Raw genomic sequence first — 20227 nt, 5'->3', positions numbered from 1 at the left:
CTCCACTGGTTAAATGTCGCCCTCCACCGTTGCAGTGGCGGCGTTCTAATTTTTCGTTTTTTTGATCCAGATCATATTTAGGAAAAAAACAGCATGAAGCAAGGACGCTGGAATGCAAATACCGCCGTCTGTCGGTTTTTTGCACATTTGGGCTTAGTAGTCGCCTAAATCGACACTACAAGTGGACGTTTCGAGTCCACAAATAGTGGAGGACATGATGGATCTGCATCTTGATAGCCTAGATCGGCATTTCACGCTACCCAAGGTTCGTAAGGTAGCCATGGCACGACCTTTTGCCTGGATCCAGCTGGGCTGGGAGGACCTGAAGGCACACCCCGGGCCCAGTCTTGCATGGGGCTTTTTGGTCGCGATCGCGGGCTGGCTCTCGCTGGGCCTGGCTTACAACTACCCTTATCTGTTCACCACCTGCATCACCGGCTTCCTGCTGGTGGCACCACTGATTGCCGCAGGCATCTATGAGCTGACCAGTGCACGCGAGGAGGGTCGCCCCGCATCCTTCGGCCAATCGGTGCGCGATTACATGAAGAACCTGAGCCAGATTGCCTTCCTGGGCGTGATCCTGGGGATGATCGCGATCGGGTGGGAGCGCGTGTCAGCCATTCTGTTCGCACTGTTCTACGGCGGCGAGGCGGTTTCGCTCAAATTGCTGTTCGCCTCACTGGTCGGCGAGTACGCCGGCTTCACGATCGCCTGGTTCGCCATCGGCGCGCTGCTGGCCATGGTGGTGTTCGCACTGACAGCGGTCTCCATTCCGCTGCTGGCCGATCGCGAAGTGGATGCGATCACTGCCATGATGACCAGCGTGCGGGCGGTAACCGAAAACCTGCCGGCGATGTTGGTATGGGCGGTGCTGATCGTGGCGCTGACCGCGCTCGGCTTTGCCACCGGGCTGATCGGGTTGATCGTGATCTTCCCGGTGCTTGGTCATGCAACCTGGATTGCATACAAGGAGATCGTGCAATAGCGCCTGATGACCTTTCCTGTCATTTTGCTTGACATGATTTCCCGTGGGCGGTAGGATACTCATCTTCTCTGACGCGGGATGGAGCAGTTGGCAGCTCGTCGGGCTCATAACCCGAAGGTCGCAGGTTCGAGTCCTGCTCCCGCAACCATGGAATACCTCAAAAAGCCCAGCCGCAAGGTTGGGCTTTTTGCTTTGGCCCCGGCCGCAGCTTGTGGCAGCCGTCGTTTCCCACAACGTCCACACGCTGTGCTGCCGCCGCTTTCGGAGTTGCCAAAGCCGGGGGCGGTGATGCCGGCACGTCGCGTGGAACGCAGGGCATCCAGAGCATAACCGACAAGTGCTGCACCGCTGGCCAGGGTGGGCAGTTCTAGGTTGCGCTGCCGCCGGCCTCATGGGTTGTGGCACCGCGTCGCGCTGCCATATTGCGGCCCAGGCTGGCGAGTGCGGACGGCGCCAGTCGGGCCGCGGCTGGAAACACCACCTGCTCTTCGGTCTGCGCGTGCCGGGCATAGCGCGATGCAAAGTCAGCGACCTCGCCGGGGGCCGCACAGGCGACACCCGTGGCAATGGCGTGCAGCCAAGGCCGTACCGCGTGCCATAACGCGGACAATTGCTCATGTTCGGCATGCAGTGCCGCCATCTGCGCGTCCAGCTGTGCATCGCCCAGCTGCCTTAGGGCCGGGAACAGGTCGGCCTCTTCGTCCGCATGATGCAGCGGCGCGGCCTGGTCGAAATAACGCAGGATGCGCTGTGCCGCAGCCACGGCATCCCCATCCGGCGCGCGGCCGTCCAGGTGGTCCCGCAGTTTCACAGTCAGCCGGGCGAAGTGGCGGACCTTGTCGTGACAGGCCACGAGCAATGCGATCGGATCATCGAAATCGGGCGCGACGGCGCCGGGCAGGAGAGACATGGCAGGGCTCAGGCAGGCAAAAATAATTACACAAAAAGCAAGAAATCAGGACGAGTGCGTGGCATAAACCGGATCCAACCGACCTGCGTGATTGCAACGGGCGGGCAGACACTGGTCATCATGAAACCAAATGCCCGCTCCTGCTGCTGATCCTGCGCAAGGAAGCAGCAACGCCACCGCGGCATTCAGTCTTCTGGTGCATCGGCGCGCACCTCTCTGCCTGCGGCAGGGCGACCGGACAGGCGTTATTCAATTATGATTCGGCGATCGTTACTGGGTAGTTCTAACCGATGGAAAACAAAACCGCACGTCTCACAATACTGATCGACCCGGCCAAGAAGAAGGCATTTGAAGACCTGTGCGCCACGCAGGACGTGACGCCGTCGCAAGTGGTACGGCAACTGATCCGCGATTACCTGGCCAAGCATGGCGTCGAATATGCTTCGAACGCCACCCGCAGCAATCCCAAAGTGAAGTAGCCCCTCCACGCCGTGGCAACCGCCAACGGCGTGACCCCAGTTGCGCCTAGCGCACCAGCGGGCCCGTTTCGGGCATCACCGCCATGCCGTTGCTCAGCACGACGGGACTTTCCGTTGCCGGGGCCGGATCCTGCCGTAACAGCGCATTGCAGCGCGCCAACGCGGCGTCGAAGGTCTTGAAGTTGTGGCTGGCGCCGATCCGTTCGATGATGCCCGCCCGTTCCAGCTTGCCCTGCACCCTGTCGTTGGCGCCGCTGAGCATCACGCGCACGCCACGACTGTGCAGCTCGTCGATCACCCCTTCCAAGGTCTGCAGGGCGGTGATGTCGATGAACGGCACCCAACGCAGCCGGATGATCAGGATGCGCGGATCGGTATGGGTATTGGCCAGCGCCCGTTCGAAGTTCTCGACCGCGCCGAAGAAGAACGGCCCGTCAATCGTGTAGACCAGCACGCCCGGGGGCGGGGTGACCAGCCCTTCGGCGGCCAGATCCTGATCCAGTGCCTCGCCCGACGCCGCACGCACTTCCACGCTGCTGGCCATCCGCCGCAGGAAGTGCAGCGTCGCCAGGATGACGCCGATGTTGACGGCGACCACCAGGTCGGCAAACACCGTCAGGCAGAAGGTGGTCAGCAGGATCACCACGTCGGCCCGCGGCGCGCGCCGGACCATCTGCGCGAAATGCCTGGCTTCGCTCATATTCCACGCGACCACGAACAGGATGGCAGCCAAGGCCGCAAGCGGAACGTGTATGGCCAGCGGAGCGAGCACCAGCACCACCAGCACCAGCGTGAGTGCGTGGACGATGCCCGAAAGCGGACTGGTCCCGCCATTGCGGATATTGGTCGCAGTACGCGCGATGGCACCGGTGGCAGCAAATCCGCCGAAGAACGGCACGATGGCGTTCGCCAGCCCCTGCCCGATCAGCTCCTGGTTGGCATTGTGCCGCGTACCGGCCATGCCGTCGGCCACCACGGCCGACAGCAGCGATTCGATTGCGCCCAGCATCGCAATGGTGAACGCCGGGCCGAGCAGCTCGATGATGCGGGCGACGCTCAGCTGCGGCAGCTGCAGTTGCGGCAACGTCTGTGGGATGCCACCGAATGCGCTGCCGATGGTGGCAACGCCCTCGAACTGGCACAGCGCCTGCAGCAACGTCACGCCCACCAGCGCCACCAGTGGTCCGGGCACGCGCTGCATGCCGGGCACCCGCGGCGTCAGCAGCACCAGCAGCAGTCCGGTCAATGCCAGCGCCGTGGTCGAGAGATGCAACTGGGGCAGTACCTGCAGCAGATGCCAGAGCTTTTCGTGGAAATGCGTGCCGGCGACGGCTGGCAGGCCGAAGAAATCCTTCCACTGGCCCACCCAGATGATCACGCCGATCCCGGCGGTGAAGCCGACGATGACCGGTGCCGGGATGAACTTGATGATGCCGCCCAGCTTCGCCAGCCCCAGCAGCAGCAGGATCACGCCGGCCATCAGCGTGGCGATCTGCAGGCCGTCAATGCCGTAGCGGGCGGTGATCCCCGACAGGATGACGATGAAGGCACCGGTAGGACCGGCGATCTGCAGGCGGCTGCCACCGAACACCGAGACCAGCAGACCGGCGACGATGGCGGTATAGAGGCCCTGCTCGGGCTTGGCGCCCGAGGCAATGGCGAAGGCCATGGCCAGCGGCAGGGCGACAACACCGACGATGGCGCCCGAGACGATATTGGGCAACCAGTGCTGCCGCTTGAGCAATCCGGCGCGATGGGCTTCCAGCAGGGCAATCATGGGCACTCCGGTGGCGTTAATTATATGTGCCTTATATGTTAATACTTTGCACATTCAATGCAGATCAATGCCCGCTGTGTGGTCGCCAAAGGCCGATAACCCGGCAAATAAGGCATTTTTCTTTCTGAAGACCGCGTCATTGTTTCGCCAAACCATCAATCACCCATAAATGAAGACAGCTTCATGTATGATTCCGCCCAAAGCGGCGGCGCTGCCGCAATCATGGACGGAGACCACGATGCACCACTTCCCTTGTTCCAACATCGGCCCTGCCTCACGCCGGCTACGTGTCATCGCATGCGGATTGACGCTGGCGCTGACGGTATCGCCCGCCACCGGTTGGGCTGTTGATTACTTCGTCTCCACCGTCGGCAACGACGCCAACGACGGCCGGACCGAAGACACGGCGTTTGCCACGCCGGCACGGGCCTTGAAGCAGGCGGGTGCTGGCGACACGCTCTACATCCTGGACCGCTACGTCCTGCAGCAAGGCCCGCTCCTGATCCAGATGAAACAAGGCACGGCGGGCGCCCCGCTCCGGTTGCGCGGTCGTGCCTCGCGTCATGCCACCCAGCCCCCGGCCATCGAGTGCCTGCGCCCGCTGCCATGTGTGCAGGTGGAGTCCAGCCGCCATATCGACATCGCCCAGCTCAACCTGCTGGCGGGGCAGACCACGCAGGCCGGGGCAATGCAGGGCGTGTTCTATGTGCGGAACAGCCAGAGTGTGACGCTCGCCGACAACCACGTCAGCGGCTCGGCACGCTTCGCCGTCTATCTCGACGGCACGAGCAGCGATGCCGACCATGCGCTGCGCGGCAACCACATCAGCGGCACCCGCGACAGCGCGATCTACGCTGTGGGACAACAACGGCTGACGGTGTCCGGCAACGCGGTCAGCGACGTGGTGCAGGGCGATGGCATCGTCGTGGTCGGCGCACGTGGGGTGGATATCGAAGGCAACCGGGTATCGAACATCGCGTATCCCAGTGGCAAGGAAGGCATCAAGGTCCGGCCGTCGCAGGATGTGCGCATCGTCGGCAACGAGGTGAGCGAGGTCAGCGGCATGGGCATCTATGTGATGCGGGCCAGCAACGTGCATTCGGCCGAACGGCATCGCAACGTGCTGGTACAGCGCAACGTGGTCTACCACGCCGTCACCCGCAACCGGGGCGTGACCCCGTGCGTGGGCGGCGGCTGGCCGGCGGCCGTGCACGTCGCGGTCACCGACGGCGCTGTTGTCGAACATAACCGCGTGTTCGAAAACTACGGCGAGGGCATCGTGCTGAGCCATGTCACCCAGGGGCTGATGCGCTGGAACGAGGCGCGCGACAACTTCAGCGTCAATCTGTACCTGAACAACACCGATACCACCACCGTCGAGCGCAACTTCACCTACCACACCGGACTGGCGCCGTTCCAACGCTGCGGCGCAGGGGCCGGCGGCATCGGCTTTGCCAACGAGAAGTTCCGCGATCCGCAGGGGGTGGAAGTGGGCACGGTACGCCTGCTTGCCGGCTTGCATGTGCACAACAACATCGTGCTGGGTGGGCGCTTCGGAATGTCCTATTACACCGAGGACAGCGACTACTACTATCGCGGCGGCCTGCGCCAAAGCCGGATTGCCAACAATACCGTCTATGGCTCGCAGAACGGGCCATTGCTGAGCATCGTCGACGACCCGGATCACCGTGACAACCTGATCGAGGCCAACCTCTGGCAGCAACGTCCTGCCGGCAGCGGCACCCCGCCGTTGCGGCGCGTGCCGCGCTATGGCTTCACCACGCTGGCCAACTTGTGGCACGGCGGGCCAATCGGCTCAGAGGCCGGCGGCTCACCCGATGATGTGCTGGCGGACGCGCAGCTCACCGCACCCGGCGCATTCAACGCCGACGGCTACCGGATCGCCGGTTCGTCGCCCGCGCGCGACGCCGCACGCTACAGCCAGCCCAACAAAGCGCTGTGGTATGACTACTTCGGCCAGCGCCGGGGCCTCGAAGCCTGGGACATCGGCGCGCACGAGTACGGCAAGCCGGTGGAGTAGAGCGCGCCACGCAAGACGGTCTGCCCGCCCCACCCGGGCAGGCAGGGCACCGCAACGCCGGGGTACGACGGCCGGCAGTCCAGTGCGGCGCCACACACCCGGCACGCAATCCGCACGCGGATCGCATGCCAGTCCCGATGGCGGGCCTCCTACCTACCTGGGCACAGCGCCGGGTATCCGAAGCCGGCCACGACCATATGCATGTACCGCCGGAAGGCGGCCGATCATTTTCTGCGAGTACGGTACAACGCTTATGCATCCCCTTCGTTTCGGCATCATCGGTACCGGCAGCATCGCCCGCCGCTTCGCCCACGGACTGCGCCACGTGCCGGATGCCGCACTCGCCGCGGTATGGAACCGCACCCCTGGAAAGGCCCAGGCCTTTGCCGACGAATTCGGCGGCGTGGTCTGTGCCAGCTTCGACGCCCTGCTGGCGCAGCCGCTGGATGCCGTCTATATCGCAACCCCGCATCCGGGGCATGCACCTTACAGCGTTGCCGCGCTAGAGGCCGGCAAGGCGGTACTGTGCGAAAAGCCGGCGGCCACTTCGCAGGCCGAGCTCGAACGTGTGCTGGCGGTGGCAGCTGCCCACGGCGTGCTGTTCATGGAAGCGATGAAACCACCGTTCTACCCGCTGTTCGCGCAACTGGACGACCACCTGCGGCGCGACCCCATCGGCCCGATCACCCTGGTGCGCGCCGGGTTCGCCAGCCCTGGCGTGCCGGCGACGCACGCGGTCTACGATCCGGCCCAGGCCGGTGGGGCGCTGCTCGACATCGGCGTCTATGCCGCGTTCCTCGCCGTGCACTGGCTCGGCCCGGCGCAGACGGTCGCGGCACTGGGCCGGCTTGGCCCCAGCGGGGTCGATACGCTGGCCGTGGTCAATACCAGCCACGCGCAGGGCTGCGCACAGCTCTATTGCGGGCTCGGATTGTCCGGCTCGGGCGAGGCGCTGCTCGCCGCGCCCGGCGGACACGTGCTGATCCATGAGAAATGGTGGAATCCCGAGCGGGCCACCATCCGCTATCCGGACGGGCGCACCGTGCTGATCGAAGCACCGGCGGTAGGCGGCGGGCTCAACTATGAAGCCGCGCATTTCTGCGGGCTGTTGCGGGCCGGCCTGCGCGAAAGCCCGGTGATGGACCACGCCAAGAGCCGGGCGATGCTGGCGCTGCTCGACGCGGCGCGCGCGCAATTGGGGCTGGTCTACCCGTTCGAGCGCTGAACCGCGGAACAAGCCCGCCATGGTGGCGGGCGATGCATGGCACAGCGCCGGCAGACGACGGGGGCCGGCCCCCGTGCGTTCACAGGTTGTAGGCCTTCTCGCCGTGGCTGCTCACATCGAGCCCCTCACGCTCTTCGTCTTCCTTCACCCGCAGGCCGATCGCCAGATCGACCAGTTTGTAGGCGATCAGCGACACCACGCCGGACCACAGCAGCGTGATGCCCACGCCGATGGCCTGCACCTTCAGCTGGTTGCCGATCGAGTACTCCGGGGCGACTGCATTGGCCACGTAGTCCCAGATCCCGGTGCCACCCAGGCTGGGCGCCGCCAGCACGCCGGTGGCCAGTGCACCGAAGATGCCACCCACGCCGTGCACGCCGAACACATCAAGTGCGTCGTCGGCCTTGAGCAGACGTTTGAGCCCGTGCACGCCCCACAGGCACAGCGGGCCGGCGATCAGGCCCAGCGCCAGCGCTCCGCCGACACCGACGAAACCGCAGGCCGGCGTGACTGCCACAAGGCCGGCAACGGCGCCCGACGCGGCCCCCAGCATCGAGGGCTTGCCCTTGAGCAGCCATTCGGCGGCAGTCCACGACAGCGCGGCCATCGCGGTGGCGACCGCGGTGTTGAGGAAGGCGAGCGCGGCGATGCCGTTGGCCTCCAACGCCGAACCGGCGTTGAAGCCGAACCAGCCGAACCACAGCAGCGCGGTCCCGACCATGGTCAGCGTCAGGCTGTGCGGCGTCATCGCCTCGCGGCCGTACCCGACACGCCGGCCCACCATATAGGCCCCCACCAGGCCAGCCACGGCGGCGTTGATGTGCACCACGGTGCCACCGGCGAAATCGAGCGCGCCATCCTGGAACAGGTAGCCGGCCGTCGCGGTGGCAGCACTGGCCGCCTGCGCAGTGGTGTACGCATCCGGCCCCGCCCAGTACCACACCATATGGGCCATCGGCAGATAGGCGAAGGTGAACCACAGCACCACGAAGGCCAGCACCGCCGCAAACTTCACCCGTTCGGCGAAGGCACCGACGATCAGGCCGCAGGTGATGGCGGCGAACGCACCCTGGAACACCACGTAGACCATCTCACTGATGACGATGCCCTTGCTCCAGGTCGCCACCACCGAATCCGGCGTCACGCCGGCAAGGAACAGCTTGCCCAGCGAGCCGAAGAATGCGTTGCCTTCGGTGAAGGCGACGCTGTAGCCGTACACCACCCACAGCACCATCACCAGGCTGAACACGGTGAACACCTGCATCAGCACCGACAGCATGTTCTTGGCACGCACCAGGCCACCGTAGAACAGGGCCAGGCCCGGGATCGACATCAGGATCACGAATGCGGCGCTGATCATGACGAAGGCGTTGTCGCCCTTGTTGATCGCAGGCACGGCGGCGGCCGGTGCCGCCTCGGCGACAGCGACGACGGCTGCGGTGGCCGACGCGGCGAGCGGCGCCTCCTGGGCGAACACCGGTGCCGCAAACAGCATTGCGCCGAACAGCGCGAGCGATGCGAAAAGCTTTTTCATGTTGTGGATCTCCTTCCCTGCATGCGCTCAGATGGCGGCTTCGCCGGTCTCGCCGGTGCGGATGCGCACCACATGCTCCAGATCGAATACAAAGATCTTGCCGTCGCCGATCTTGCCGGTCTGGGCAGCCTTCTCGATCGCTTCGATGCTCTGCTCGACCAGATCGTCAGCGACGGCGATCTCAAGCTTGACCTTGGGCAGGAAGTCGACGACATACTCCGCACCGCGATACAGCTCGGTATGCCCTTTCTGGCGGCCAAACCCCTTCACCTCGGTCACGGTCAGCCCTTGCACGCCGATGGCGGACAGTGCCCCGCGAACCTCATCGAGCTTGAACGGCTTGATGATGGCGGTAACGAATTTCATGGTGGATTCCTCGTAAGCCGGTAGGGACGGGCAGCGAAGAGCAGAAAGCGTGCCAGCAGCGGATACCGGCTGGCACGGGGCGATGCATGTGATTTGCTGACTGGTCCTGCACCGCGGCGAGGCAGAAACGGGGTCCTGCAAGCGGTAAAAGCACCGCATTGGTGCGCCGAACGTGCCTGGCCGCGGGCCGTCCAAGCACGCGGCGCGACGGCTTCGTCTGCTAAACTCAATCGACCAACTCGAGGAGCAGCCCCATGTTGAAGGAAAAGATTTTCGACGAAATCGCCAGCAAGATTTCGGAGGCGATCGCCAACAGTCCGGCCAAGGATGTGGAAAAGAACGTACGCGCCATGATGGCGTCGGCATTCACCAAGATGGATCTGGTCACCCGCGAGGAATTCGAGATTCAACAGGATGTGCTGGCCCGCAGCCGCGAAAAGCTCACCGAACTGGAAGCCAGGGTGATCGCGCTCGAAGCAAGGCTGCACGCCAACAATCCGCAGGACGGCCTGTAGGCGCCGGTCTGCCGCGCCCAGCCGTCCGCCGGCCGGGCACCCCGCCCCGAGGCGCGCGCTACCGATAGCGCGCGCCTTTCATTTGCATTCAACTTGCCCCGCCGCCGCCTGCGCGCGGTGTCGGGCATCGTTCTTGCTCACACGCCGTGTGCGCCCCCTGATCCGGGGGTGCCTGCTGCTTGCAAGCCTCTTCCCCCTCACCGCAGGTTCCACGATGCCCGATCCTCATATCCGCCTCGCCATCCCAGCCGATCTGGAGGCACTGGCCCAGTTGTTCAACGAATACCGCCAGTTCTATGGCTGCGCCGGCGACCCTGCGCTGGCGCGCGGTTTCATTGCCATGCGCCTGCATATGCAGGATGCCCGGCTGTTCGTGGCGGTGGGCGAGCAGGGGCTGGCCGGGTTCGCCCAGGTCTACCCCAGCCTGTCGTCGCTGGCAGCCGGGCCGATCTGGATCCTGAACGATCTGTTCGTGGCGCCCGGACAGCGCCGGCAACGCCTGGGCAAGGCGCTCCTGCATGCGGTCGAGGTGGCGGCGCGTGCCGCGGGGGCGCTGCAGCTGCGGGTCGAGACCGCGCCGGACAACGTGGCGGCGCAGCGGCTCTACCAGAGCCAGGGGTTCCAGCGGGAGATGGGGTTCCTGCAGTTCGTGCTGCGGGTATGAGGACAGCCGCACCGCGTCGGTTGCCCGACCACGGTGCGGCGTAGATGGCTGGGTGGCAAAGCTGGCCTGTAAGCCGGGTTCTGTTCCCCCTTGCGGGGGCGACCGTCATTCCTCTAGGCGTACCGTTGCCGGCACGCTCAAGCAACCTACCCGCAGGCTCGGCGGGCCGCTTCGACGCCTGCTGCTTGGTCTTGCTCCGGATGGGGTTTACCGAGCCGCCCGGTTGCCCGGGACGCTGGTGCGCTCTTACCGCACCGTTTCACCCTTGCCTGATCCGGGTTGCCCCGGCCATCGGCGGTCTGCTCTCTGTTGCACTGTCCGTCGGCTCACGCCGCCCGGCCGTTAGCCGGCATCCTGCCCTGTGGAGCCCGGACTTTCCTCTCCCGCGTTGCCGCGGCAGCGACGATCCGGCCTGCTTTGCCGGGGCCATTATCCAGCCTGGTCGCCTGGTTCGGCAAATGGCAGGCCGGTGGCGGCCGCCAGCGCCGCGGCCAGCGCGCGTGCATGGGCATGGCCGCCGGCACTGGCACGCCAATGGCCGAACACCAGGCGCGCCTCGCCGTCGAGCACCAGCCACAGGCTGTCGCGGCCGAAAAGATGGGATTCCTGCTCAAGCAGGATGCGGCGGAACCGCGCCGGCGGATAGTGGCGCTTGAACAGGGTGATGAACCCCAGGAGACGCCAGCGCCGGTAGAACTGCGAGCCGTCCCAGCCCTGCTCGCTCGGCAGCGCCCACAACAGGGTCGCCAGCGCCAGCATGGTGTACCAGAACAGGCCGAAGAAGCCATGCTCGAAACTGGCACCCGACAGCAACGGCTGGCCGAACCAGGCCGCCGCCAGCAACACCCACAGCGCGACCCACCAGCCGGGCCGCAGTGCGGCGCGATAGATCAGCGGCATCAGTCGGCCAGGCGCCAGGCCAGCGCTTCGCCGGCACGCAGCGGCACCACCTGATGCTCGCCGAAGGGGTAGGCCGCCGGCACGGTCCAGCTGTCCTTCACCAGCGTGACGGTGCCACGGTTGCGCGGCAGTCGATAGAAGTCCGGACCGTTGAAGCTGGCGAAGGCTTCAAGCCGGCCGAGCGCACCGGCCGCCTCGAACGCTTCGGCGTAGAACGCGAGCGCCGCATGCGCCGAATAGATGCCCGCACAACCGCAGGCGGCCTCCTTGGTGTGCTGCGCATGCGGGGCGCTGTCGGTGCCAAGGAAGAACTTGCGGCTGCCCGAGGTGACCGCGTTGACCAGCGCACGACGATGCTCCTCGCGCTTGAGCACGGGCAGGCAATAGTGATGCGGCCGGATGCCGCCCTGGAACAGCGCGTTGCGGTTGAGCAGCAGGTGTTGCGGCGTGACCGTGGCGGCGACGTTGTCCCCGGCCCCGAGCACGAATTCGGCAGCCTGGCGCGTCGTGATGTGCTCGAACACCACGCGCAGCGTCGGCAACCGTTGCAGCAGCGGCGCCATCACCCGTTCGATGAAGGCGGCTTCGCGGTCGAACACGTCCACCGCCGGGTCGGCCACCTCGCCGTGCACCAGAAAGGGCAATCCCAGCTCGGCCATCTTCTCCAGCGCCGGCATCACCACATCGAGGCCCGCCACGCCCGCCTCCGAGTTGGTGGTGGCGCCGGCCGGATAGAGCTTGACCGCATGCACGAAGCCACTCTCCTTGGCACGCACGATCTCGGCAGGGGTCAGGGCGTCGGTCAGGTACAGCGTCATCAGCGGTTCGAAGTCGCTGCCGGTTGGCCGGGCGGCAAGGATGCGCCCGCGGTAGGCGGCAGCCAGCTCGACGGTGGACACCGGCGGCTTGAGGTTGGGCATGACGATGGCACGGGCGAACTCACGCGCGGTATGCGGCAGGACGGACGCCATCAGGGCGCCGTCGCGCAGGTGCAGGTGCCAGTCGTCCGGCCGGGTGATCGTCAGGGTCTGGGTCATGATGGGCTCGGTCAGGTAACACAGGAAAGGCAACGGCCGCAGCCGGGTCAGTCGGCGCGCTTCCTGATCAGGAAATGGAACTGGCCGTCGGTGGCCTGCGATTGCAGCAGTTCGTGCCCGGTCTGACGGCAGAACGCGGCGAAGTCCGTCGGCGTGGCCGGATCGGTGCAGGTGACCGCCACGATCTGGCCGGCCTGCAGGCCGGCAAGGGCCTTTTTGGTACGCAGGATGGGCAGGGGACAGTTCAGGCCGGACAGGTCTATGGTCAGATGCGGGGTCATTTGCTGCAGCGGGCAGGGCCGGAAATGGCGGCCATTCTACTACGGGCGGCCCTCCGATCGCGCGCCACCGGCAGGCCGGCGCGTACTCCGGCGTTGCGTTCGTCGCCGCTTTTGTGCCGATGCACAGGCCCGCCAGGAAGAATTAAGTTTCGCTTCATCCAAATCCGGTTTTAATCGCACGTGCGGTCCTGCCGCAACCTACAAGGAGATCACTCATGCGTTACCCTCTGTTGGCCCTGATGTTCGCCACGATTTCCGGCGCCAGCCTTGCCGGCGCAGATTGCCCCAAGCATCCGAAGAACGAATGGATGCCGCAGGCCAAGGCCAAACAGCAGATCGAGGCGCTCGGCTACAAGATCAAGAAGTTCAAGGTCGACGGCGAGTGCTACGAAATCTACGGCAGCAACAAGGAAGGTAAGCGGGCCGAGGTGTATTTCGACACCAAGACCCTGGCGGTGGTCAAGGCCGAGATCGACTGAACCTTGCCACTGGCATAGCCTGTTGCAATGACATCGAAACGGCGGCGCGCCCTGCACCGCCGGCTGCAGGTCGGAGATGGAAACGGTCAAGGTCTGGGACCCGCTGGTCCGCATCGTGCATTGGTCGCTGGTGGTACTGGTGCTCGGCAACCTCCTCAACGAGGACGGCAGCCAGCTGCATCGCTACATGGGCTACGCCGCTGTCGCCCTGGTGGTGCTGCGGGTGCTGTGGGGATGGATCGGCAGCCGTCATGCCCGTTTTGACGACTGGTTTCCCTGGCCATCGCGACTGCTGCCCTACCTGAAGGCGCTGCTTGCGGGACACCCACCGCGTCACCTGGGCCACAACCCGGCCGGCGCAGCGATGATGCTCACGCTGCTGGCGTTGATCGTTGCATTGGGCGTGACCGGCTGGATGATGGATCTGGACGCCTTCTGGGGCGAGGAATGGCTGGAAAACGTGCATGAAACCCTCGCCGATGTGCTGTTGGGCTGTGTCGCGATGCACGTGCTGGCGGCATTGGCGATGAGCTGGTGGCATGGCGAGAATCTGCCCGCCGGCATGATCCACGGCCGGAAGCAGTCGCTGTCGGCACCGACGGAAGACGAGGGGACAGGCAATGCGCGTGTTGCTGGTCGAGGACGATCTGATTCTGGGGGATGGGCTCCGTGAGGGGCTGACCGATGCCGGCTTCAACGTCGAATGGCTGCGCGACGGCCGCGCCGCGCTGACCGCCCTCGAAACCGATCCCTATCTTGAACTGGTGGTGCTGGACCTGGGCCTGCCCAAGCTTGACGGGCTGGCCGTGCTTGAAGCGGCGCGCGCTCGTGGAGATGCGCGGCCCGTTCTGGTGCTGACCGCGCGTGATGCCGTCGAAGACCGGGTGACCGGGCTGAACCTGGGCGCCGACGACTACCTGATCAAGCCGTTTGCGCTGGCCGAGCTGGTGGCCAGACTGCATACCATCGCACGGCGCGCACAGGGGCGCGCCGGCAATGCGTTGCGCTGGCGCGAGTTGCTGGTCGATCCCGTCAGCGGCAGTGCCACGCTCGCAGGTGCACCGCTGGGGCTGACCACCATGGAAACGCGCATCCTGCTGCTGTTGCTGCGCCAGCACCCGCGCTATGTCACGCGGGCCCGGCTCGAAGCGCTGCTGTATGGCTGGGACGAAGGGGTCGAGAGCAATACGCTGGATGTGCATCTGTCGCACCTGCGCAAGAAACTGGGCGGCGGCATCGAGAACATGCGCGGCCTGGGCTGGCGGCTGGCGTGAGCACCCGGCCGCGCGCGCTGCTGCTGTCGTTGAGCGGCTGGCTGGTCGGCGGGCTGTTGCTGCTGTGGCTGGCGCTGGGCATCGGCCTGACCTTCCAGGTACAGCATGAGGCCGGGGAACGCATGGATGTGCAGTTGCGCGAGATGGCGCAACTGCTGCTGGAGCGCATAGACAGCCCGGCCGTGCGCCCACCCGGCCGGCTGGTGCCCGGCGTGCAGCTGGCATTTTCGCTCTACCGCACCGACGGCCGGCTGCTGAGCACCAGCCACACGCCAGCACTGCCGTTTTCCTCGGTATCCGGCGATGTGCTGGAGCGCAACGGCATCCGCTGGATCGTCATACGCGTCGGCAATGCGCAGCGGGTACTGGTGGCCGCCGAGCCGGTGGCACTGCGCGAGGAGGTCGCGCTCGACCTGATCGGCGACGTGGCGCTACCGCTGCTGCTGGCATTGGCCCTGCTGGTGCCGCTGGTGCTATGGAGCGCCTGGCGCGGCCTGGCACCGGTGCGTGCATTCACCGGCGAGGTCGCGGCACGCGGTCCCGAGCAACTGGCGCCGATCGCCGCGCTGGTGCCACGCGAGATCGACGGCCTGCGCCTGACGCTCAACGCTGCTGGGCCGGCTGGACGAAGCGCTGGCGCGCGAGCGCCGCTTTACCGCGGATGCCGCCCACGAGCTGCGTACCCCACTGGCCGCGCTGCGCATCCAGCTGGAGGTGGCGAGCCAGTCGCCTCGTCCGGACGCACGTCGCAAGGCCCTCTTGCAGGCGCTGGCCGGTTGCGAGCGTGCTGCGCACCTGGTCAGCCAGCTCCTGAAACTGGCGCGGCTGGACCAGGCCCGGCCGGCATTGGCGCGGATCGATCTGGCCGCGCTCGTCCACGCGGCTGCGCAAGGCATTGCCCCGCCTGCATGCGTGGCATTGACAGGCCCATGGCAGGTGGCCGGCCATGCCGGCTTGCTCGAGATCCTGTTGCGCAACCTGCTCGACAATGCCCGCCGCTACGGTGGTCCCGGCGCAACGGTGACGCTGCGGCGCGAGGGCGACGCGCTGTTGGTCGAAGACAATGGACCGGGCGTGCCGCCGGCACTGCTGGCACGGCTGGACGAGCGCTTTTTCCGCGTTCATCCCGAAGACAGCCAGGGCGTGGGGTTGGGCCTGTCCATCGTGCGTCGCGTCGCCCAGTTGCACGGAGCCGCGTTGAGCTGGTCCAATCGGGCCGAGGGCGGATTTGCGATCCGGCTCGCGCTTCCAGCTACAGGACAAACCCATGGGACTGACTGACCCTCATCCGCACCCGCATCCACACGATGCCGCGGGCGGCCATAACCACGATCACGACCACCGTTTCGATCACGCCCACCATCACCACCATCACGGCGCGCACGCGACGCAGAAACGCCTGCTGGTGGCGCTCGCGATCACCGGCGGCTTCGGCATCGTCGAACTCGTAGGCGGGGTGTGGACCGGCTCGCTGGCGCTGATCTCCGATGCCGGCCACATGTTCACCGACGCCGCCGCACTGCTGCTGGCAGTGATCGCCAGCCTGGTGGGACAGCGACCGGCCGACCAGCGCCAGAGCTACGGCTATGCGCGTGCCGAGGTGATCGGCGCCCTCGTCAACAGCATCGCCATGATCCTGCTGGTGGTCTGGATCACGGTGGAGGCTGTCACCCGGCTGCTGCACCCACAGCCGGTCAACGGGCTCGGTGTGATGGGCATCGCCGCGCTCGGCCTTGTGGTGAACCTGATCTCGGCCTGGACGCTGTCACACGACCACGACAACATGAACAGCCGCGCCGCGCTGATCCACGTGCTGGGCGACCTGCTGGGCTCGGTGGCCGCCATCGCCGCCGGGGCGGTCATCCATTTCACCGGCTGGCAGCCGATCGATCCCATCCTGTCGGTGGCGGTATGCCTGCTGATCCTGCGTTCGACTTGGCAGCTCCTGCGCCAGAGCACGCTGGTGCTGATGGAGGGCGTGCCCAGCCGGATCCGGCTGGACGAAGTGGGATACGCGCTGGCGAGCGAGCCCGGCGTGGCCCAGGTGCACGATCTGCATGTCTGGCATATCAGCCAGGGACGCATCGCGCTGTCGGCGCATCTGGTCATCGAATCGTCACGGCAGTGGCCGGCCTTGCTGGCCAGGCTCAACGCGCTGCTGGCCGAGCGCTTCGGCATCGAGCATGTGACGCTGCAACCGAGCTGGTTCTGCCATCCACGCGGCCGAAGCATCCCGATACGCGCCGTCGACGACGCACCCCATGCGCACCACGGTCATGCTGACATCGACAGCGGCCCGACCGGACGCTAGCATCGGCCTTCCCGCTGGAGCACGCCCATGAAGAAATTGATCGCCCTCGCCGCCCTGTTCACCTGCGCCACCGGCTTTGCCAGCTACACGGGCGAGGCGGGGATACGGCCCGGGCCCGTCGACGGCGACAGCGAATCGGTGCTGGATCGCATGCTGGGCGCCGACAATCCGCCGCCACCGCCCGAGCAGCCGTTCACCAGGCCCGAACTGCCCACACTGCGGCAGTGGCAGCCCTATTTCGTCAACTACGAATCGCGCAACAACGCCTTCTACCTCGCCGTCGACAGCGTGAGCGTGGGCCCGGACGACATCGTGCGCTACGCGATGGCGGTCACGCCCAAGGGCGGCAACGTCAAGAACTTCCGCTTCGAAGGCATCGACTGCAAGACCAAGCAGTACCGCATCTACGCCCACAGCATCGACGGTGCGTCGTGGGCCGAAAGCAAGCAGCAGTGGAAACGTCTGGTCAAGAACCAGCGCAATGCCTTCCAGGGCGCGCTGTACGAGGACGTGTGCACCAACGGCTATCCGGACAAGCTCGCCGACATCACCCGGGCGCTGCTGGATACCCGCCAGCAGCCGGGCGACTGCCCGGGCTGCCAGCTGCGCGATTAAGCACGGCACCGTGCGCATCCTGATCGCGCCGGATTCGTTCAAGGAAAGCCTGACGGCCAGTGAAGCCGCCGCCGCCATCGCGGCCGGCTTCGCCACGGCGTTTCCCGACGCCGATCTGATCACGCGGCCGATGGCCGACGGCGGCGAGGGTACGCTGACGGTGTTGGTGGACGCGCTGACCGGGCAGCCACAGCGCGCAACGGTGACCGGGCCGCTCGGCGAATGCACCGGCGCCGGCTGGGGCCTTTGCGGCACCACTGCGGTGATCGAGCTGGCCGAGGCGGCAGGGCTGGCGCAGGTGCCACCGTCACTGCGCGACCCGGGCCGCACCACCACCTACGGCGTCGGCGAGCTGATCCGCGCCGCGCTCGACGCCGGCGCCACACACCTTGTGATCGGCCTGGGCGGCAGCGCCACCTGCGACGGCGGCGCGGGGCTGCTGCAGGCACTGGGTGCACGGCTGGTGGACGCGCATGGTCAATCCATCGGCTTTGGCGGTGCAGCATTGGCGCGGCTGGCGCGCCTTGACCTGACCGGATTGGACGAGCGTCTGGCGCGCTGCCGGATCGACGTGGTCTGCGATGTCGATCATCCGCTGGCCGGCCCCGAGGGCGCCGCATTGGTATTTGCACCGCAGAAAGGCGCCACGCCGCAGCAGGCACAGGCGCTCGATGCCGCGCTCGCGCACTATGGTGCGTTGCTATCGCTGGCCTGCGGGCGCGACGTGGCCTCGCCACCCGGCGCCGGCGCGGCCGGCGGTACCGGTGCGGCACTGCTGGCACTGGGCGGCACGCTGCAGCGCGGCGCGGAATGGGTCATGGCAGCCACCGGCATCGAGACCGGGATCACCGGATGCGATCTCGTGATCACCGGCGAAGGCCGGCTCGACGGCCAGACCCGCCACGGCAAGGCGCCATGCGCGGTGGCCCGCGCCGCGCAGCGCCAGGGTGTGCCGGTGATCGCGATCGCCGGCAGCCTGGGCGAGGACACCGCAGCGCTGGCCGGGCTGTTCCACGCGATATTCGCCGTGGTCCCCGGGCCGTGCAGCCCCGAAGCGGCGCTGCGCGATGCGGCGCGGAATCTGCAGGCCACCTCGCGCAATGTGGCAGCGGTGCTGCGGCTGGGCCGCCTCGACCCGCGCTGACGCACCAGGGCGAATCCGGAGCCTCGCCCGGCACCACCTGCCCTTCCTTAGAGGCTGCGGACAATGCCTCACCCGCACCGTCCCTGCCCTAGCCAAACACCTGCTGCCATTACGGCCTGCGCCGACAGCCCCAGCAATAGACATCAGTCCATCCTGAGGTGTTGCTTCGACATGCTTGCTGGCAGATGCTCAACTTATCGAGCTTGGGGCGCCGAAGCAGCTGCTCGTCACACCAAGCCTACGTAACGTGAAGCGCTTGCGACGCCCCGCCGTGCAGGTGATGACAAAACCGCTTTTGCCTGCGCCCGCCACCACGCTCAATACAGACCCGCCAACAGTCTTAGTTGTCTGGCGATAAAAAGAGAGAGGAATCCCCTCTCCCTTTCAGCCTCACCCTTGGTCGTCATTCCAATACCATATCGTCGCCCCATAAGTCGACTCGGGAAAATCGGGCATCACATCACCCTGTTGGAACCAGGTCAAAGCATTCTCTTTGGCTGGGGTGTGCCAATGCCCTGTTTTCGGGCAGCGCCCGCCGGCGACGCAACGGCCAAGGTAGGCTTGTCCCGCTGGCTGGATTGGCTTTCTTTGCGACGCATTCGGCCAATTGCTATCCGCATCGAATCTCGCCATCCACAGCGGGCCGTTTTCAAAGTCAAACCGGGGGTTCGGGTCGTCCGCCCATGGGTCGAGTGTGAATAACTGCAGCAAATCACAGCGGATCGGTTTGATCAGCGCATTGGCAAGTACCGGCAATTCCGGCACGCCTTGGTCAACCGGGTAGAGACTCAGCTCCCCCAGTTGAATCCACAAGGCCGGCTCACCATTCGGGTTATGCTTTCCAATCGAATACGGTATCTCGCTGATGCGGATATCGGGATGCGCAAGCTGTGCTTTGACCTCCGCTACGCTTTTCCCCAGCTTGGTACGCCATAACGGGCTCAGCAAAAAGCTCCAGGTGGGGGTGCGGATACCGGAGCCCATGCATGCATGATTGACATATCCGTCTTCATCATCATTGAAGTGAAAGCCATTTATTTGCGGGTGGTCGATATCCAACCCGTAGAAATGGTCGGCACAGATACGCTCCATTACATCGCTTTCATACGCGCCCATCACCCCGATCGTGGTGGTGCCGATTTCATAGCCGCTGTAACACTGCTCGGGTTGCAATCGGGCCACCCAGCGCTGAACAAAGGCATGCCACGTTGCCTTGTTATTCTGATACCAGTTATCACGAAAGGTGATTTTTATTGAAGCATATCTCATCTCTGATGCATGAGGTGTTACTGCAAAAATGGCCCATCTTGCAGAAGCAGCCGGACTTTCCATATCAGTCGCCCCTAGCCAGAGCGATTCATAGCCATCATCCGCATGCAGCTTGGCATGGTGCTGCAGGAATTCGCGACTCAATTTTTCTGGCGTTGCCTTGACCCAAGCCTGGGTTTTGCTGTTGTAAACCTTTTTATAAGGTGAATCGATCAGCGCTTGCAGTTCCTGATGCAATTCGATCACTTCATGGCAGACGTGCAGAAAGTCGTCCTTGCTGTGATAGACGTAGAAGGTAATGTAAGGGCAAACGCCGTATTCCTGGTCTTCGTAGCCGTAGAACGTTTGTGTTTCAGCCTTGGTGTCGGCCACAAATTCGGCAATTTCTTCATCCGTCAAATACAGTTCGCTAGTACTCATG

22 protein-coding genes, 1 tRNA gene and 1 other RNA gene are annotated in these 20227 nt (G+C 65.3%); 14 read left to right on the top strand and 10 right to left on the bottom strand.

Annotated elements, in window-relative coordinates; all coding sequences use genetic code 11:
- Positions 1–217: 217 nt before the first annotated feature.
- Positions 218–985, top strand: coding sequence for a DUF2189 domain-containing protein (locus tag N8I74_RS02695; RefSeq protein WP_263125380.1), 768 nt, complete (start codon positions 218–220; stop codon positions 983–985).
- A 72-nt stretch (positions 986–1057) separates the two neighbouring features.
- Positions 1058–1133, top strand: a tRNA-Met gene (locus tag N8I74_RS02690).
- A gap of 219 nt (positions 1134–1352) precedes the next feature.
- Here N8I74_RS02690 and N8I74_RS02685 read toward each other — a convergent pair.
- Positions 1353–1895, bottom strand: a complete 543-nt coding sequence (locus N8I74_RS02685; protein WP_263125379.1) for a hemerythrin domain-containing protein — start codon at positions 1893–1895, stop codon at positions 1353–1355.
- Positions 1896–2185: 290 nt separating this feature from the next.
- Between N8I74_RS02685 and N8I74_RS02680 the strand changes: the two genes are divergently transcribed.
- On the top strand, positions 2186–2374 hold the full coding sequence (locus N8I74_RS02680; protein WP_263125378.1) for a ribbon-helix-helix domain-containing protein: 189 nt from the start codon (positions 2186–2188) through the stop codon (positions 2372–2374).
- A 46-nt stretch (positions 2375–2420) separates the two neighbouring features.
- Here the strand turns inward: N8I74_RS02680 and N8I74_RS02675 are convergent, their stop codons facing one another.
- Positions 2421–4151, bottom strand: coding sequence for a SulP family inorganic anion transporter (locus tag N8I74_RS02675; RefSeq protein ID WP_263125377.1), 1731 nt, complete (start codon positions 4149–4151; stop codon positions 2421–2423).
- Between the two features lie 238 nt (positions 4152–4389).
- Between N8I74_RS02675 and N8I74_RS02670 the strand changes: the two genes are divergently transcribed.
- Positions 4390–6192 carry a right-handed parallel beta-helix repeat-containing protein gene (locus tag N8I74_RS02670; protein WP_263125376.1) on the top strand — a complete coding sequence of 601 codons (1803 nt, stop codon included), beginning with the start codon at positions 4390–4392 and terminating at the stop codon, positions 6190–6192.
- Between the two features lie 253 nt (positions 6193–6445).
- Positions 6446–7417: a Gfo/Idh/MocA family protein gene (locus tag N8I74_RS02665; RefSeq protein ID WP_263125375.1), complete on the top strand. Its 972-nt coding sequence runs from the start codon at positions 6446–6448 to the stop codon at positions 7415–7417.
- Positions 7418–7496: 79 nt separating this feature from the next.
- On the opposite strand, the gene amt is transcribed toward N8I74_RS02665, so the two are convergent.
- Entirely contained in the window at positions 7497–8951 is a 1455-nt protein-coding gene (amt, locus tag N8I74_RS02660; protein WP_263125374.1) for an ammonium transporter, read from the bottom strand.
- Positions 8952–8978: 27 nt separating this feature from the next.
- Entirely contained in the window at positions 8979–9317 is a 339-nt protein-coding gene (gene glnK / locus N8I74_RS02655; protein WP_263125373.1) for a P-II family nitrogen regulator, read from the bottom strand.
- A 254-nt stretch (positions 9318–9571) separates the two neighbouring features.
- Between glnK and N8I74_RS02650 the strand changes: the two genes are divergently transcribed.
- Together N8I74_RS02650 and N8I74_RS02645 are read left to right on the top strand one after the other, a co-directional pair.
- Positions 9572–9832: an accessory factor UbiK family protein gene (locus tag N8I74_RS02650; protein ID WP_263125372.1), complete on the top strand. Its 261-nt coding sequence runs from the start codon at positions 9572–9574 to the stop codon at positions 9830–9832.
- Positions 9833–10046: 214 nt separating this feature from the next.
- Positions 10047–10496, top strand: a complete 450-nt coding sequence (locus N8I74_RS02645) for a GNAT family N-acetyltransferase (RefSeq protein ID WP_263125371.1) — start codon at positions 10047–10049, stop codon at positions 10494–10496.
- A gap of 53 nt (positions 10497–10549) precedes the next feature.
- Here N8I74_RS02645 and rnpB read toward each other — a convergent pair.
- From rnpB to N8I74_RS02625, 4 genes are all read right to left on the bottom strand, one after another.
- Positions 10550–10915, bottom strand: an RNA gene (gene rnpB / locus N8I74_RS02640) — RNase P RNA component class A.
- A 10-nt stretch (positions 10916–10925) separates the two neighbouring features.
- Complete coding sequence (locus N8I74_RS02635) at positions 10926–11396, bottom strand: hypothetical protein (protein ID WP_263125370.1); 471 nt, start codon at positions 11394–11396, stop codon at positions 10926–10928.
- Positions 11396–12433, bottom strand: coding sequence for a dihydroorotase (gene pyrC, locus N8I74_RS02630; RefSeq protein ID WP_263125369.1), 1038 nt, complete (start codon positions 12431–12433; stop codon positions 11396–11398). The genes N8I74_RS02635 and pyrC overlap by 1 nt, the downstream gene beginning before the upstream one ends.
- A gap of 47 nt (positions 12434–12480) precedes the next feature.
- Positions 12481–12714, bottom strand: a complete 234-nt coding sequence (locus N8I74_RS02625; protein ID WP_263125368.1) for a sulfurtransferase TusA family protein — start codon at positions 12712–12714, stop codon at positions 12481–12483.
- A gap of 215 nt (positions 12715–12929) precedes the next feature.
- Between N8I74_RS02625 and N8I74_RS02620 the strand changes: the two genes are divergently transcribed.
- The 3 genes from N8I74_RS02620 (at position 12930) to N8I74_RS02610 (ending at position 14467) form a co-directional block, all read left to right on the top strand.
- Positions 12930–13193 carry a PepSY domain-containing protein gene (locus N8I74_RS02620; RefSeq protein ID WP_263125367.1) on the top strand — a complete coding sequence of 88 codons (264 nt, stop codon included), beginning with the start codon at positions 12930–12932 and terminating at the stop codon, positions 13191–13193.
- A 76-nt stretch (positions 13194–13269) separates the two neighbouring features.
- Entirely contained in the window at positions 13270–13866 is a 597-nt protein-coding gene (locus N8I74_RS02615) for a cytochrome b/b6 domain-containing protein (protein WP_263125366.1), read from the top strand.
- Complete coding sequence (locus tag N8I74_RS02610; protein ID WP_263125365.1) at positions 13814–14467, top strand: response regulator; 654 nt, start codon at positions 13814–13816, stop codon at positions 14465–14467. The genes N8I74_RS02615 and N8I74_RS02610 overlap by 53 nt, the downstream gene beginning before the upstream one ends.
- Positions 14468–14699: 232 nt before the next feature.
- Here the strand turns inward: N8I74_RS02610 and N8I74_RS02605 are convergent, their stop codons facing one another.
- Positions 14700–14984, bottom strand: a complete 285-nt coding sequence (locus N8I74_RS02605; protein WP_263125364.1) for a hypothetical protein — start codon at positions 14982–14984, stop codon at positions 14700–14702.
- A 92-nt stretch (positions 14985–15076) separates the two neighbouring features.
- On the opposite strand from N8I74_RS02605, the gene N8I74_RS02600 reads away from it, so the two are divergent.
- The 4 genes from N8I74_RS02600 to N8I74_RS02585 are packed head-to-tail and all read left to right on the top strand — an operon-like array spanning position 15077 to position 18537.
- Complete coding sequence (locus N8I74_RS02600; protein WP_308445888.1) at positions 15077–15748, top strand: ATP-binding protein; 672 nt, start codon at positions 15077–15079, stop codon at positions 15746–15748.
- Positions 15735–16778 carry a cation diffusion facilitator family transporter gene (locus N8I74_RS02595; RefSeq protein WP_263125363.1) on the top strand — a complete coding sequence of 348 codons (1044 nt, stop codon included), beginning with the start codon at positions 15735–15737 and terminating at the stop codon, positions 16776–16778. Before N8I74_RS02600 ends, N8I74_RS02595 begins: the two co-directional genes overlap by 14 nt.
- Positions 16779–16805: 27 nt before the next feature.
- Positions 16806–17393 (top strand): CNP1-like family protein, encoded by a 588-nt coding sequence (locus N8I74_RS02590; protein WP_263125362.1) that lies wholly within the window; start codon positions 16806–16808, stop codon positions 17391–17393.
- A gap of 10 nt (positions 17394–17403) precedes the next feature.
- Entirely contained in the window at positions 17404–18537 is a 1134-nt protein-coding gene (locus N8I74_RS02585) for a glycerate kinase (protein WP_263125361.1), read from the top strand.
- A gap of 390 nt (positions 18538–18927) precedes the next feature.
- Here N8I74_RS02585 and N8I74_RS02580 read toward each other — a convergent pair whose 3' ends face one another.
- On the bottom strand, positions 18928–20226 hold the full coding sequence (locus N8I74_RS02580; protein ID WP_263125360.1) for a hypothetical protein: 1299 nt from the start codon (positions 20224–20226) through the stop codon (positions 18928–18930).
- Position 20227 lies beyond the last annotated feature (1 nt).

Source organism: Chitiniphilus purpureus, from assembly GCF_025642115.1.
In the GTDB taxonomy this organism is placed as follows: Bacteria; Pseudomonadota; Gammaproteobacteria; order Burkholderiales; family Chitinibacteraceae; genus Chitiniphilus; species Chitiniphilus purpureus.
This window is presented reverse-complemented; position numbering and strand designations above follow the sequence as displayed.